This window comes from Gemmata obscuriglobus, assembly GCF_008065095.1.
Lineage (GTDB): Bacteria > Planctomycetota > Planctomycetia > Gemmatales > Gemmataceae > Gemmata > Gemmata obscuriglobus.
The window spans coordinates 3294438-3309081 of sequence record NZ_CP042911.1; the positions used below are offsets into that span (position 1 = coordinate 3294438).

Sequence of the window (14644 nt, forward strand, 5' to 3'; positions counted from 1 at the left end):
TCTGGCCCTGACCTCCCGGCTCTCCAATTCGCGGCTCAAGTCTTCCCGCTGCCGCCGAGCAGGTAGCCGAGGATCGCGTGTGCGGACTCGTCGAGCGGCTCGAGGCGCCGCACGTCGATCGCGTGCTCAACCGCGAGCCTTCCGAACGTCTCGAAGAACCGCTTGGGGTGATCGGCCTTCACGACCAGCGCGCCGGATCCGTCGGCCATGTTCGGCGCCACATCGACGGCCAGAACCTCCGGTAGGGCGATGAGCAGCCGTGCGACCGCGCGGGGGTTCTCAACGTCGATGCGGACGGAAACCGGGTGGTCCTCCAGCAGGTCGCGGATCTGCTGGAGCGTGCCCACCGCCGCCACCCGCCCCCGGGCCATAATCACCACATGGTTCGTGAGCTTCTCCAGTGCCTCCAGCTCGTGGCTGGAGATGAGCAGGCACTTGCCCTGCGCCGCGAGCGACTGGAACAGTTCGAGCAGCTCCTGGCGCCCGATCGGGTCGATCCCGGAAAGTGGTTCGTCGAGGATGAGCAGTTCGGGCTCGTGAAGAAGCGCCTGCGCGAGCTTGATCCGCTGGCGCATCCCCTTCGAGTACCCGCGGAGCTTGCGGTCGGCGCGCTCCAACATGCCGACGCGCGCGAGCACGCCCTCCGTGCGCCGGTGCGACTCGACCCGCGTGTAGCCGCACAGCCGGGCCATCGTCCAGACGAACCGGCGGCCGGACATTTCCTCGTAGAAGGCGTCCGCGTCCGGGCAGTACCCGACCAGCCGCCGGGCGCGCCAGTTCCACGTGTCGACCCCGCGCACGCTCACCCGACCCAGCGTCGGGCGGAGCTGGCCGTTCGCCATCCGGAGCAGTGTGGATTTGCCGGCCCCGTTCGCGCCGACGAGGCCCGTGATGCCGCCGGTCAGTTCCAGCGTCACCTGGTTGAGCGCCAGAACCGTTCCGTACCACTTGGAGACCTGCTCGAAGAGGAGCAGCGGCGCGCCGGACGAGCGGGCGGCGTGAGGCGCCCGTGCCTCGGTCTGTGCCTCGTGCGTATCGGCGTGCGCGGTCGGGACCGTTTCGTCGGCCACGTGGGGCACCTCGGCGTGTTCGGCGGCGCGGCCGGTTACCGGGGTGCTGACGCCCGTCGCTCGTCCCGCCGGCACGAACTCGTTGCTCATCGATCACCACTTACGAGACGATTTCGACCGCCTGGATGCGCCGCCGCAGGAACAGCCCGCACGCGGCCGTCACGCCCGCAACCGCCGCCCACGCCTCCCAGTAGTCGGGCTGCGGCTGCGGGCGCACCGTCGCGGGGTCCGCCCCGAGGCAGCTCAGCCCGCACAGGTAGAGGTTGTTCCACAGGTCGATCAGCCGCCAGTGCCGGTTCTCGGTGGACTCCACCAGCCACCCCGAAAGCATCGGGAGCAGCGCGAACAGCCCCATCCAGATCATCGCCATCGGCACCGTGCGGCGCACCAGCACCGCCGTTGCCACCGTCAGCAGCGACAGCGCGGCGGTGAGCACTGCCCCGTAACCGATGATACCGAGCAGCAGCGAGAAGTGGTCGAAGTAGTACGTGTGCCAGTCGTACAGCAGCCCGGCCTCGACCCACAGCAGCGCCGCGGGGAGCGTCGTGAGCAGGCCGATCAACCCGCCGATCGCGAGACACTTGCCGAGCACGTAGTGCCACCGCCCGATCGGCTTCGAGAGGTAGAACGGCAGGCTCCCGTGCGCGAAGTCGTTGCCCACGAGCACCGAGCCCGCGAGCGACAGCACGATCACCAGGATGTAGCCCTGGTACCAGATGAAGTTGCCGAACGTGTGGTCCGTGCCGTTGAGCGCGAGCCGGTCGAGGAACCGGGTGATGTTGCGCGCGCTCACGGGGATGCCGGCGAACCGAACCGACTCGGTGGCGAGCTGGTTCGTGATCCACACCATCAGGTACTGGGCGTAGAAGAAGAAGAAGAAGATCAGCAGCGCCAGCCCGAACAGGCCCCACATGAGCCGCCGGCGGAGCAGGAGCTTCAGCGACGCGCGGGCCAGCGCGGTCGAGGCGTACAGCGGCCCGAGCGGGGTCCCGCGCCACGGCCGGTAGCGGAGCAGGGTGTCGGTGTGCGCCATGGATGTTCTCGATCCGCTGCTGTGAAGCGAACCAGGGGTTCAGATCAAGGTTACACCCGCCCGGTGACGCATGCGGTTCGACCAGTCACGGTCGAACCGCATGCGTCACCGGGCGGGTGGCGCTCCCGCCTGCAAACTTGAAACTTCGGTCTCAAATCACCGTTCTGAGGAACAGTTCCTCCAGCGTTTCCTCGTCGCGCACGAGGCTGCGGATGACGACGCCTCGTGCGGCGGCGCGTTGGAAGAACGTCAGGTTCGACCACCCCTGTGGGACCCCGACCCGCCATTCGCCCTCGCCGTTATCGGCGAGCAACTTCACCCCCGCCGCTTCCAGTTCGGCGCGGAACGCCGCGGCCTCGCCCTGGACGCGAACGCGGAACCGGTCCCGGTGCCGGTCGCGCAACTCGGCCACGGTTCCCTCGCGCCGCACCTGCCCGCCGGCGATGATGACGACCCGCTCGCACACGGTTTCCACGTCCGCCAGCAGGTGCGTTGAGAGCAGCACCGACTTCCCGTGATCGACACCGAGCGCCTTCACGAGCCGCAACATGGCGTCGCGCCCGGCGGGGTCGAGGCCCGACGTGGGCTCGTCCAGGAGCAGCACCGGCGGGTCGTGAACGAGCGCCTGGGCGAGCTTCACGCGCTGCTTCATCCCGAGGGAATACTCTTCGACCAGCCGGTACCGGGCCTCTTCCAGTTCCAGGTACGAGAGCACCTCGTGCGCGCGCCGCGTGGCCTCGCGCCGCGGCATCCCGTACAACTCGCCGGCGAGCGCCACGTACTCCACCCCGGTGAGCCCCGGGACGAGGGCGTCCGCCTCGGGCATGAACCCGATGAGCCGCCGGAGCCGCCAGTTCCCCGCGGCGTCCCGGTCCCCGCCGAGTGGCTCGTTGAGCACGCGGCCCGTTCCGCTCGACGGCGGGATCAGGCCCATCAGGATCTTCAGCAGCGTCGATTTGCCCGCGCCGTTCGGCCCGAGCAGCCCGATCCGGCCCTCCGGCAGCGAGAGCGTAACGTCCCGCAGCGCGGTGAACGCGCCGAACGTGCGCGAAACGGCGTTCAGCTCGATCAGGCTCATAGTCTGAAGCCGACAGGCGCAGCGGTGAAGACCGCAACGTCGTCACAACCGGGCACGCGGGCGCGGTTCGTGGGCGTTATGACGTTACGGCTTTTAGGGTCACTCTCAAGTGGTGTAATCGGCGTTGAGCCGGACGTACTCGGTGGTCAGGTCGCTGGTGTAAAACGTCGAACGGCCGGTGCCGAGCGTGAACCGCAGTTTGAAATGCACCTCGCGGTTGTGCTTCAGGTAGGCGGACGCGGACGCGGCGTCGAACGGCAGCGGCGCACCGGCCCGGTAGAGAAGCAGGTCGCCCATCCACAGCGACAGATCCTTCTCCTCGAACGCGACGCCCGAGTACCCCGCCGCGGACACCACCCGCCCCCAGTTCGGGTCGGCGCCGAACACCGCGGTTTTGACGAGCGCGCTTTCCGCGATGGTCTTGGCGACCTGCTTCGCCTCGGCGTCGCTGCGGCAGCCCTCGACCTCGATGGTAATGAGGTGCTCAGCGCCTTCGGCGTCGATGATGATTTTGCGGGCCAGTTCCACGCAGACGTGCCGCACCTCGTGCGCGAAAGCGTCCAGTTCGGCTCCCGCGAGCGGGGGGCCGGAACCGTTAGCCAGCAGGAACACGGTGTCGTTGGTGCTGGTGTGGCCCTCCACCGAGATGCTGTTGAAGCTCTGCTCGGCGGCCACTTTGAGGATGCGGTGCAGGTCGGCGGGGGCTACCGCGGCGTCGGTGAGGACGAAGCCCAACATGGTGGCCATGTTCGGGCCGATCATCGCCGCGCCCTTCGCGAACCCTGTGACGGTGAAGTCCGCGTGCCGGCGGGTGGCGATCTTGATCCCGGTGTCAGTGGTCAGAATGGCGTGAGCGGCGTTCGAAAGCGCGTCGCGCCCCTCGGCCACTTCGCTGGTCGCCTTCGGGACCCCTGCCTCAAGGACCGGCATCGGCAGGGGGCGGCCGATCACGCCCGTCGAGGCCACCAGCACCTGCTCCGTGGCGCACCCGAGTTCGGTGGCGACGAGTTGGGTCATCCGCCGGGCGTCGGCGAGGCCCTGATCGCCGGTGCAGGCGTTGGCGTTACCCGAGCACACCACGATCGCGCGGGCGTCGGCGCGCGGGAGCCGCTCGCGGCTCACCTGTACGGGGGCCGCACACACACGGTTTTGAGTGAACACGCCCGTCGCGGCGGCCGGTGTGTCGCTCACAATAACGGCCAGGTCGCGCCGGTCGGGCTCGGTACGCAACCCGCTGACGATGCCCGCGTACCTGTAGCCGCGGGCGAGGTGCCATTCGCTCATGCTCCAATCCTATACGCGGGGGCGTAAGGGAAACAGACGCAGGCTGGAAATGGCTTCGCCGGGCTGTCTACCGCTCGCGACCGGCGACTTGGTCGAGAGCGGGCGCACGAAAACGCCCCGCAGATGGAGCAGGGCGTGGAGTACAAAGATGTCGGATTCGCCAATCGCGTATCACTTCGCGTCGAGTTTGAGGTCTAAACGGGTGTTACCGCCGGAAGGGATTTCGACCTCAAGCGGTGAGCTATCTTGTTTGTATTTTGCAGGAATCTGCGCGAGCATAGCTTCGGCAGCTTTGACTTCAGCAACTGGTGCACCGACTGGGGCTTGGAAGGTTACCCGATATTTGCCGGGCACCGCGCCTGGTTTCTCGTCATAGGTTTTGAGACTGAAAGTGCCATCTGACTTCACCTTCCCATTCGCCGGAGCCATTGCATCGGTTGGGGTCAGGACGATGTAAACGTCTCGCACGGGTTGCCCGCTGGCGAACGTCACCTTGCCACCTGCCTCAACAGGGCTTGGGAGGGAAATCGATTTACCCGAAGAGCACCCGGCGGTAGGTATCAGGACAAGTGCTGCAATAACGGCGAGGCGCATGGGTGTTGAACTCCAGAAAAAGAGACGGGCCGGCTGGGATAGCCGGCCCGTCGTCAACACGCTTCAACAATTAGTCCGCGTTGACGACTTCGCCACCGGATGACGTTGCCAGCCCCTTGGCGACGAGTGGCGAGATGCTGTCGCGGAGAAAACGGACGCTACCGTCACCGAAACAGGCCATCACGCCGCCCGTGTGAAAGGAGAACGGCTCGTCGTTCGGGCCACAATTGTTATTCGTCCACGGGCAGTTCGTCGGACCGCCGAACGGATTGGCCGACTGGTTAAATACCTTCGAGCCGCGGTCCGCCGCACCTGTTGGGGCACCCGACAGACCATTCGCGAATGCGTCGGGATCTGCCCACGCGTTTACACGGCGAGCGTTCGTCAGAGTGCCAACATCAAAACTGTCGGCGGTTTGAGACGCGGGGTGCGGCAGGGTCCGGGTGGATGCCGTCTTCGTGCCCAGGGTCGGGTGCGTTCGCCCGGCGTCCTCAATGATCATGATGGTGTTGCTCGCCCCATCCGAGACCCCAATGACGGTGCGGCCATCACACGAAAGGCACCCCTGCTTGGCCATCAGCGCCCGGCGCCCGGCGCCATCGGGGCGGGTGCCGACCGGAGTGTCTGCCGCGGGGGTGCCGCCGCTACCGTCTTCAATGTCACTGGTCGCAATTACCATGTAATCGAGGCCGCCGTAGCCGTTCGGGTCACGAGTGTCGCCGACCGGGCTACTCGGGCACAGGAACGTCTTGATCCGCGTTTTGGCCGCCGTCTGGCCGCTCGCCCACCGTGTGTCGGTGTACGAGTAACCGGTCGCTTTCGAGTGCATGATCGCGCCGGTCGTGCCGGGGTAGCCAGTTTCCGCCAGCGTCGCTGTCATGTTGAACAGCTTGTACACGTTTTCTTGCTCAATGTACGGCAGAATGTATGTACCGAACGAGTGGACCATGTACGCAGTGGTGCTGGACCCGGTCGAGTCGCACTGCCCGGGGGCCGGGAGCGTGTTGAAGGCGGACTCGTAGTTGTGGGCGGCCAGTCCCATCTGCTTGAGGTTGTTCGAGCAGCTCATCCGGGCGGCGGCCTCGCGCACCTTCTGAACGGCCGGGAGCAGCAACCCGATGAGGATCGCGATGATGGCGATCACCACCAGCAACTCAATCAGGGTGAACGCGGACCTGCGACCCGAGAAACGAGCCATCGACGGACCTCTGAACTGGAGGAGAAAAGCGACAGAAACACCGGCCGAGCCGGCGGGCCGGCGTCAGGTGAGGCGGCAGCGTTTCGAGCATTCGGGCGCCGGTGCAACTCCAGTACTCTAGACGGTGCGTCGCAAAAGAGAACGTTGAATAGTGTGAAGAGTTGGCGCTGCTTCGGTGATCGCAAAGTGAATATTCTGAGTGGATTCAAAATGTGTGTCGCGCACGGTGACAGACACAGACGGCCGGGCGCGGATTCGAGCGCCCGGCCGAGAGGTGGTTACGGTTTTGCGCCCTTTTCCGTCGGCGCCGGGGCCTTCTCGACGATTGCCTCACGGGTGCCGGCGACGACCTTCACCAGCTCCGCAATTTCCGGGTCCGCGACCTTGAACTTTTTCAGGGACGCGACGAGGTGAACGGCCAGAGCGTCGAACTCGGCGTCGGTGATCGCCATCCCCTTGTGCGCCTCTTTCATGCTCTTGCCGCTGTACTTGAACGGCCCGCCGCTCACGTCGCTGATCATGTCCACGATCGACTTCTCCAGTGCCGCGGCGCTCGGCTTGTATTTGCCGCCGCGGGTGAAGTTCACCTTCGGGTCTTCGAGGGCCGCGAGCGCGAAATCGTGAACGACCGCCTTCACCACGCTCTCACCCCCGAGACGGTCCCACAGCACTTTCTTGGCGTCCTTCGGCTCCTGCGTGTTTTTGGGTTCCTTAGTGTCCTTCGGCTCGAGTGCGGGCTCTTTTTTGATCGGCGGAGCGATGGTGTTCTGGATCTCGTCCAGTGCCGCGCGCATCTCGATGGCGGCGTCGGCCGCCTTGTTCAGCCCTTTGGCGCGCTCGAGCCGCTGCTGGGCGTCGGTCTGGAGCTTCGGTCGGTGGTCGAGCATCGGCACCACGGCCGACAGCGTGCCCTGATATAGCCGAGCGCACTCCCCGTGTCCGCCGCGGTTAAAGATTTCCGTGCCCAGCAGTGCGGACTCGTACACGATTCTCACGATCCGCTTGTCGAGTTCGGCCCGGTCCAGGGGCTTGTCGTCCGCCCGCGTGAGGCCGACTGCCCCACTCAGGATGAGCACCGCCAGTAAAATTCGTGCGCGCACGGTGGAACCTCTCGAACAATGGGAGCGAACCGGTACACCCGTCGGTGTCGCGTTCGACACGCCAGTGTAACCGCCGGACCGGTCCGGGTGAACGTGTCACCGGTTTTTAACGCCCCCGGGTCCGGGGCACGGTGGCGAATCTGCGGGCCGGTTCGGGCTATCGTAATCGGTACGGCCCTAAACAGAGGTGCGCAACCCATGCGCGACGACGACGACGACGGCCGCGACCGCGGCCCCCACAACGACCGACCGACCCGGCCCAGGTTCCCCGACCGGTATCCGCCCGACGGGCCGCCGGCCCGTCCGATACTGTGGTACGCCGCGTTCCTGCTGCTCGGCGTGGCGCTGGGCGGGCTCGGGATCACGGCCGGCACCTACCTGGTGAGCCGGTTTCGCGCGGAGCGTGGCGGGCTCGACCCGAACGCGCAGCTCCGCACGACCACCCCGGCCGCCGCCCCGGACGCCGAGGAGGCGCAGCGAGAAACCGTCTTCGAGAAGGTCCGCCCCTCGGTCGTGAACGTGGACGTGGTGATGGTGAAGCAGGGCCGCTGGGACGAGGCCCCTAGCGAACTTCAGACCAGCGGCGGGTCCGGGTTCGTGTGGGACGAGTCCGGCCGCGTGGTCACCAACTACCACGTGGTCGCGGAGGTGCGCAAGCGCCAGGGCACCGAACTGCGGGTGGTGCTGGCGGACCGCACCGCGTACACCGCGGCGCTGATCGGGGTGGCGCCGGACAACGACCTCGCGGTGCTCCAGATTTCCGCACCCAAGGAGAAGCTGAAGCCGATCCAGGTGGGCACCTCGGACGACCTGAAAGTCGGCCGCACGGTGTACGCGATCGGGAACCCGTTCGGGCTGAGCCTCAGCATGACGACGGGGATCATCAGCTCGCTGAACCGGATCATCGAGGCGCCGAGCGGGGTGAAGATCCCGAAGGCGATTCAGACCGACGCGGCCATCAACCCCGGGAACTCCGGCGGCCCGCTGCTCGACAAGACCGGCCGGCTGATCGGGGTCAACACCTCGATCGCGACGCCCAACGGGGGCAACGTGGGGATCGGCTTCGCGATCCCGGTGGACACGGTGAACCGGGTGGTCACCGAGCTGATCCAGAGCGGTCGGTCGCTGCGTCCGGACCTGGGGGTGAAGTTGTACGACGAGCGGCAGTTGCGCCGCGCCCGGTACGACCACGGGGTGATGATCGATCGCGTCGTGCTGAACGGGCCGGCCGACGCCGCGGGGCTGAAAGGGTGCGCGTACAGCCCGCGCGGGGTGGTGACCCAGGCCGGCGACCTCATCGTGGCGATCAACGGCGAGCCGATCGACAACGTGGAGGATTACGAGCGGGTGGTCCGCGGGTTGCCGGTCGGGGGCGAGGCGAAGGTGAAGATCGTTCGCTTCCCGACGAAGGAGATGGAGCTAACGGTGACGGTGGGCGGGGTGTGACCGGCTGCGCCGCCGGGTGCCGGACTCGGAGCGCCCGGCGTGAGATGAGTTCGTTCCCGGTGGCGCTGAGTTCGGCCACTTTTGGCGGACGCGGGACGAGTCGCAACGTGGTCAAAACCGCCACCGCGCCGGTCCACCGGAGGATGCCTGCCAGCGGTCACAACACGTCCATACTGAGAGGTGCCCGAGCCGGTCACGCGCGTGCCGCATCCCTTCGTCGGCGCGAGCACTGACCAGAAAAGATGTTGACAGGATCGACAGGATGAACAGGACCCCAAATGGGGTTGCCTTTATCTCGTTGATCCTGTTAATCCTGTCAGAAAATCCCTTTCTGCCCAAGCTGCGCGTGTGGACCGGAACCGAGCCTCCCCATCCATCCGTTTTGTCACGGGTGCTAATCGGCGCCGAGATCTGTGACGAAGCCGGTTGAGGGGTGAACCCGCTCGTACTCCACGGCAAAGTGCTCCGCCACTATCTGCCGTACTTTGAGCGCGATTTTCGGGTCCACGTTCGGCGAACATCGCATCACAAATTCGCCGTCCGAGATCGGCGGGAACCGCCGCTCAAACGCGGCCCTCGCGCGCCGTGCGCTCACAACCACCATTAGCACAACACAGGCGATCAGGCATATCACAGCCGGCAACATGGGTTCCCTTATAAGAGCCAACGCGCTGCCCCCCTGTCCGTGACAGGGGCGGGTCCAGCTTATCGCGAACCAGAACGGTCTGGCAATCGCGGCCTCACAACGACTTGTGCACCCGGCCCGGTCGCGTAAGAAGCGGCTGCGCAATTTGCGCAGCGATCTGTGCAAGTCTTGACCGGCGCATGCGAGTGGCGCGGCACGGTGTTCATAGTTTGCGCGGCTGCGTGTGTATAATTTAGTGAATTAATTTACTATTATTTGTTTAATTGCGAGGTTGGAGAGGGGTATGATTGCCGCAATTGATCAGGGGCAGGGCGCATGGTCGCGTTTGGTGATGTTGAAATGTGGTCATGTGTGTGCGCGTTGGTGCTGGTTGTTATGTGCTGCGTAACAGGCAACTCGTGCCGGTTCACTGAATGATTAAAACCGCGCCCGCGCGGGTCTCGCCCGACGCGGCGTGCGGTTTATGTCCGTGCCCCGCCCACCACCCGTCCATCTTTCACCCAGGTGTACGCTCCATGAGTTCGGCTCGGTCTTTCTCACACAGGGCGCCCCAGTTCGTTCCCGCCGTCGAAGGGCTGGAGGACCGCACGACCCCGGCGGGGAACGTGACGGCGTACGTGTTCGACAAGGTGCTCTACGTCACCGGAACCAACGACACGGACCAGATCTGGATTGCCGGCGCCGGCGAGAACGCGGTCGTTATCCGCTCGCTGGACGGTGCCACCACGATCAACGGGCAGAGCTCCGTTTACATCGGTGGGGTGAAACAGGGGTACCACATCAACATGGGCGGCGGGGACGACACCCTGCTGGTCACCGGCACCCGCTCCGGCGGCGGGCTGAACGTGGATATGGGCGTCGGGAACGACGTCCTGGGGATCTCAGACGCGGGGCACAAGGGCGGGAGCGTTCTGACCGGTGGTGCGGGGAACGACGTGTTCGTGTTGCACGCGTCCGGGTTCCGCAACGGCGTTTCGCTGAACACTGGTGACGGGGACGACCAGGTGCTGGTCTCCGGCGTTTCGGCGCCCGCGTTCGCCCTGGTGAACCCGTCCGGTACCGACTACTTCGACGCGCCGGGGTCCGCGCTCGGCCGGCCCAGCGTGGTCGGCGGGTTCGTGCCGGGTTCGCCGACCGCAACCGTTCCGCCGACGGCGGCGGCCGCGGACACCGTTGCACCGACCGCGACCGTCTCCACGTTCTCCGCGTCGGTCACCTCAACCGCCGCGGTCCCGTTCACCGTCACGTTCGACGAGGACGTGACCGGATTCACGGCCGCCGGTCTTACGGTCTCGAACGGCACCGTGACGGCGTTCGGAGCCGTGAACGCGCGCACGTACACGTTCTCGGTGGTCCCGTCCGGCCAGGGCGCGGTGTCCGTGTCGGTCGCGGCCGGCGCCGCCCAGGATGCGGCTGGTAACGCGAACACGGCCTCCAACACGGTCGCGGTGACGTTCGACTCGGTCGCCCCGGCTGTGACGGTCAATTCGCTGACCAGCAGCAGCGCGACGCCGACGCTAACCGGCACGGTGGACGACCCGAACGCGACCGTGAGCGTGACCGTTAACGGCCAGACGTATAAGGCGACGGTGAGCAGCACCACATGGAGTGTCACGCTCACGAACCCGCTGACGGACGGGACGTTCACGATCTCGGTCTCCGCAACGGACGCGGCCGGGAACGTGGGCGGCACGTCGCTGACCGACGGACTGGTAGTGAGTCTGGCGGGGCTGACGGTCACGGTTGATACGCTGGCGACCAACAGCACGACGCCGACGATTACGGGTACGGTGAGCGACGCGACGGCGACGGTTCAGGTGACGGTAGACGGCCAGACGTACACGGCGACGGTGAGCGGGACAACGTGGTCGGTGGCGGTGACGACCGCGCTGGTCGAGGGAACGTACACCGTTTCCGCTACTGCCACCGACACGAACGGGAACGTGGCTACGGCCTCGCCAGCGGACGGGTTAGTGATCGATTTGACCACCCCGACCGTAACGGCGAACGCGCTGACCACGAACAGCGCGACCCCGACGCTGACGGGTACAGTGGACGATTCTACAGCAGCGGTTCAAGTGACGGTGGACGGTCAGGCGTACACGGCGACGGTAAGCGGCACCACCTGGAGCGTGTCGGTTCCGACCGCACTGATCGAGGGGACTTACACGATCTCGGTGACCGCGATGGACGCGGCCGGCAACGTGGGGGCCGCGTCGCTGACCGGTGGGTTGGTAGTGGATCTGACCGTCCCAACGGTTACGATCAACGCCCTCATCACGAACAGCACGACGCCGACGCTGACGGGTACGGTGAGCGATTCGACGGCCACGGTTCAGGTGACGGTGGACGGCCAGACGTACCCGGCGACGGTGAGCGGCAATACCTGGACGGTTGCGATCACGACCGCGCTGGTTGAGGGGGCATACACCGCCTCGGTGACCGCGACTGATGTGGCTGGCAATGTGGGCACGGCCTCGCTCACCGACGGGGTGGTGGTGGACCTGACAGTGCCGACGGTCGCGGTGGACACGGTGCCCACCGTTGCCGGGGCCGTAACTGGTACCGCGGGCGACACCCTGGCCGGCGTCACGGGCGTGGCGGTGACCATTTACGATTCGGTTGCACAGGCGTACTTGAACGCGAGCCGCACGGCGTTCGACAGCGCGACCGAGGTCTGGATCACGGCGGAGACGGCGGACGCGTTCGCGACGTGGTCGGTCACGGTGCCGGTTGCAGGCAGCTACGTCGTGGTGGCCGAGGCCACGGACGGAGCCGGGAACACCGCAACCGGTAACACAACGGCGGTTACATCCTGACCGGCTGGGTTTCGGAAGGCCCGTGCATTTCCCTTATGACGAGCGATTCGGTTCTCCGAGGTGCGCCCGCGGGCGCACCTCGGAGAACCGTTCGACTTCATGCAGTTGTTACTGATCGGCTCTGGCAGAGCCCGGATTCAGACCGTTCCGCAGGCGGTTTTGAGGTTCTGTCAGAGCCTGTAAACAAGTGGGGTGTAGCTAACTTCTCTTGGGGGTCATCCGTCCAGTAGCAGAGGCCATTCGCCAGGCGAAGTACAGCTCAAGCAGCGGGAAAGCTGCCTTCACCGTCCGGCGGCTCAAACAACCGACAGCGCAAACCCTTCGGAGAAACTGCCGTACCCCCAGAAAATCTGGATGCACCCAAACAAGTGGACGGGGACAGTCCGGTCTTGACACCAAACACTTGACAGTTATCGTCACGCCCTTCCTAATAAGAGTGACGAGATGAACGACCGGCCTAGATGGGTGGCGCTTGCCCTTCTTGCCCTCCTACCGGGCGCGTGCGGGCTGCATCGAAGTGCCGTGCTGGGTATTGACACCCAGGCGGACGCGCAGCGTTTTCGGAATGCCCCGGCAGAACCGTTCGCCGAGCGGCGTACTGATGTGTCCGTTGGCCTGGACGAGGCCAAGAAGCCTATTCCAGAAAATGCGTTCTCTGGCTTCATTGACAACAGTTTTAATTCTTGGACGTTGTCACACCGCGTCGATATGCCCATCGCCGCTAAGCGGTAGCATGGAGCGCTGATAAGCTCGCGTCGCAGGTGGTCGGGGCCCGTTCAAGGTGTGTCTTGTCCAGCGGGTTTGATGCCCGAAGTACCGCTCGCTCCGCGAACGGGTCACACTGGGGCACAGATTGCTGAACGCGGCTAACCCTTACACTGCGGCACGGCGGGCGGGTTTGGTCGCGACCACGCTCGGCTCGGCGCACCCGCCCGCGGTGGGCAGCATCTTCCCCGGGCTGCACCGCCCGTCCGGGTTGAACGCGGTCCGGAGCCGGACCATGTAGTTCAGGTCGTCGGCGGTGAACATGAGCGGCATGAAGTCGATCTTCTCGACCCCGATCCCGTGCTCGCCGGTCACGCTGCCGCCTAGGGCGACGCACTCCGAGAGGATGTCGTGGCTGGCGTCCAGAACCGCCTTCACCTGGGCCGGGTCGCGCTCGTCGAACATCAGGATCGGGTGAATGTTCCCGTCGCCGGCGTGGAACACGTTGCAGATGCCGAGGTTGTACTTCTTCGCGGTCGCCTGGATGTGCCGCATGATGTCAGGGAGCTTCGTCCGCGGGACCACGCCGTCCTGGGTGCAGTAGCTCGGGAACCCCAGGCGCCCGATGGTGCCGAACGCCTGTTTGCGGGCCTTCCAGAGCGCCATCCGCTCGGGCTCGGTGTTGGCCTTGCGGACCTCGCGAGCGCGGTTCTTCGTGGCGATCCCTTCGATCCGGTCGGCCTCGTCCTGGAGTCCGGCGGCGAGCCCGTCCACTTCCATGATTACCACCGCTTCGGCGTCGAGCGGGAACCCGAACTTGAACGCCGCCTCCACCGCCGACAGCATCGTTTTGTCGAGCAGTTCGAGGGCCGCGGGCACGATCCCTGCGCCGATGATATCGCTGATGGTGCTGGTGGCGTCGTCGATCGTCTCGAAGACGCCCAGAAGGGTGCGGTACGCTTCGGGGTTCTTGGTCAGACGCACCCACACCTTGGAGACGATGCCGAACGTGCCTTCGCTGCCGACGATCGTGCCGACCAGATCGTACCCGGGGGTGTCTTCCGTCGGGCCGCCGCAGGTGACGACGCGCCCGTCCGGCAGCACCAGTTCCACGCCGAGGATGTGGTTGACGGTGACGCCGTACTTGAGCGTGTGCGGGCCGCCGGAGTTGGTGGCGACGTTCCCGCCGATGGTGCAGGCGCCCTGGCTGCTCGGGTCCGGGGCGTAGTGCAGCCCGAAGGGCTTCAGTGCGTTCGTCAGCCACACGTTCACCACGCCGGGCTCGACCACGGCGTAGCGGTCGCGGGCGTTGATCTCCAGGATGCGCTTCATGCGGGCGAGGGCGATCATCACGCCGCCGCCCACGAGCACGCACCCGCCCGCGAGGCTCGTACCCGCCCCGCGCGCGAGGAACGGGCTGCCCAACTCGTTGCACGCCTGCACGATCCCGACGATGTGTTCGGTCGTGGTCGGGAACACGACCACGTTGGGCTTCGTTTTCGCGATGGTGAACCCGTCGCACTCGTAAGCCGCCATGTCGGCGGTGGCGGTGAGGACGTTGTCCGCGCCGACGATGGCCCGCATCCGCGCGACCAGACGCGCGCGGTCGGCCGGGTTGGGCGCGGGCGGGGTGGGAGAGGGGAACGTGTTCATGCCGGTAGTTTAGCAGCC

At 66.0% G+C, this 14644-nt stretch carries 12 protein-coding genes; 3 read left to right on the top strand and 9 right to left on the bottom strand.

Features of this window, described 5'->3' with window-relative positions; translation table 11 throughout:
* Window positions 1–35 precede the first annotated feature (35 nt).
* The 7 genes from GobsT_RS13590 to GobsT_RS13620 form a co-directional block, all read right to left on the bottom strand.
* The gene (locus GobsT_RS13590; RefSeq protein WP_010040383.1) at window positions 36–1160 is read right to left on the bottom strand and encodes an ABC transporter ATP-binding protein; all 1125 of its coding nucleotides are present in this window, start codon (window positions 1158–1160) and stop codon (window positions 36–38) included.
* 10 nt (window positions 1161–1170) lie between these two features.
* Window positions 1171–2103, bottom strand: a complete 933-nt coding sequence (locus tag GobsT_RS13595; protein ID WP_010040390.1) for an ABC transporter permease — start codon at window positions 2101–2103, stop codon at window positions 1171–1173.
* A gap of 151 nt (window positions 2104–2254) precedes the next feature.
* A complete protein-coding gene (locus tag GobsT_RS13600) occupies window positions 2255–3181 on the bottom strand; it encodes an ABC transporter ATP-binding protein (protein WP_109571106.1) in 927 nt (308 codons plus the stop codon).
* Window positions 3182–3286: 105 nt separating this feature from the next.
* Window positions 3287–4465, bottom strand: coding sequence for a bifunctional glutamate N-acetyltransferase/amino-acid acetyltransferase ArgJ (gene argJ, locus GobsT_RS13605; protein WP_010048142.1), 1179 nt, complete (start codon window positions 4463–4465; stop codon window positions 3287–3289).
* A gap of 171 nt (window positions 4466–4636) precedes the next feature.
* Window positions 4637–5059 (bottom strand): carboxypeptidase-like regulatory domain-containing protein, encoded by a 423-nt coding sequence (locus GobsT_RS13610; protein ID WP_148087729.1) that lies wholly within the window; start codon window positions 5057–5059, stop codon window positions 4637–4639.
* 70 nt (window positions 5060–5129) lie between these two features.
* Entirely contained in the window at window positions 5130–6257 is a 1128-nt protein-coding gene (locus GobsT_RS13615) for a DUF1559 domain-containing protein (RefSeq protein ID WP_010048140.1), read from the bottom strand.
* 278 nt (window positions 6258–6535) lie between these two features.
* Window positions 6536–7357, bottom strand: a complete 822-nt coding sequence (locus GobsT_RS13620; RefSeq protein ID WP_148087730.1) for a group I truncated hemoglobin — start codon at window positions 7355–7357, stop codon at window positions 6536–6538.
* 198 nt (window positions 7358–7555) lie between these two features.
* Here GobsT_RS13620 and GobsT_RS13625 point away from each other — a divergent pair, with 198 nt between their 5' ends.
* Window positions 7556–8803, top strand: a complete 1248-nt coding sequence (locus GobsT_RS13625; RefSeq protein ID WP_010048137.1) for a S1C family serine protease — start codon at window positions 7556–7558, stop codon at window positions 8801–8803.
* 394 nt (window positions 8804–9197) lie between these two features.
* Here GobsT_RS13625 and GobsT_RS13630 read toward each other — a convergent pair whose 3' ends face one another.
* Window positions 9198–9449: an acyl carrier protein gene (locus tag GobsT_RS13630; protein WP_010048135.1), complete on the bottom strand. Its 252-nt coding sequence runs from the start codon at window positions 9447–9449 to the stop codon at window positions 9198–9200.
* Between the two features lie 515 nt (window positions 9450–9964).
* On the opposite strand from GobsT_RS13630, the gene GobsT_RS13635 reads away from it, so the two are divergent.
* Together GobsT_RS13635 and GobsT_RS13640 are read left to right on the top strand one after the other, a co-directional pair.
* The gene (locus tag GobsT_RS13635; protein ID WP_010048132.1) at window positions 9965–12268 is read left to right on the top strand and encodes a beta strand repeat-containing protein; all 2304 of its coding nucleotides are present in this window, start codon (window positions 9965–9967) and stop codon (window positions 12266–12268) included.
* Between the two features lie 444 nt (window positions 12269–12712).
* The gene (locus GobsT_RS13640; RefSeq protein WP_148087731.1) at window positions 12713–13000 is read left to right on the top strand and encodes a hypothetical protein; all 288 of its coding nucleotides are present in this window, start codon (window positions 12713–12715) and stop codon (window positions 12998–13000) included.
* Window positions 13001–13141: 141 nt separating this feature from the next.
* On the opposite strand, the gene GobsT_RS13645 is transcribed toward GobsT_RS13640, so the two are convergent.
* Window positions 13142–14626, bottom strand: a complete 1485-nt coding sequence (locus GobsT_RS13645) for an FAD-binding oxidoreductase (RefSeq protein WP_010050226.1) — start codon at window positions 14624–14626, stop codon at window positions 13142–13144.
* Between the last annotated feature and the right edge of the window lie 18 nt (window positions 14627–14644).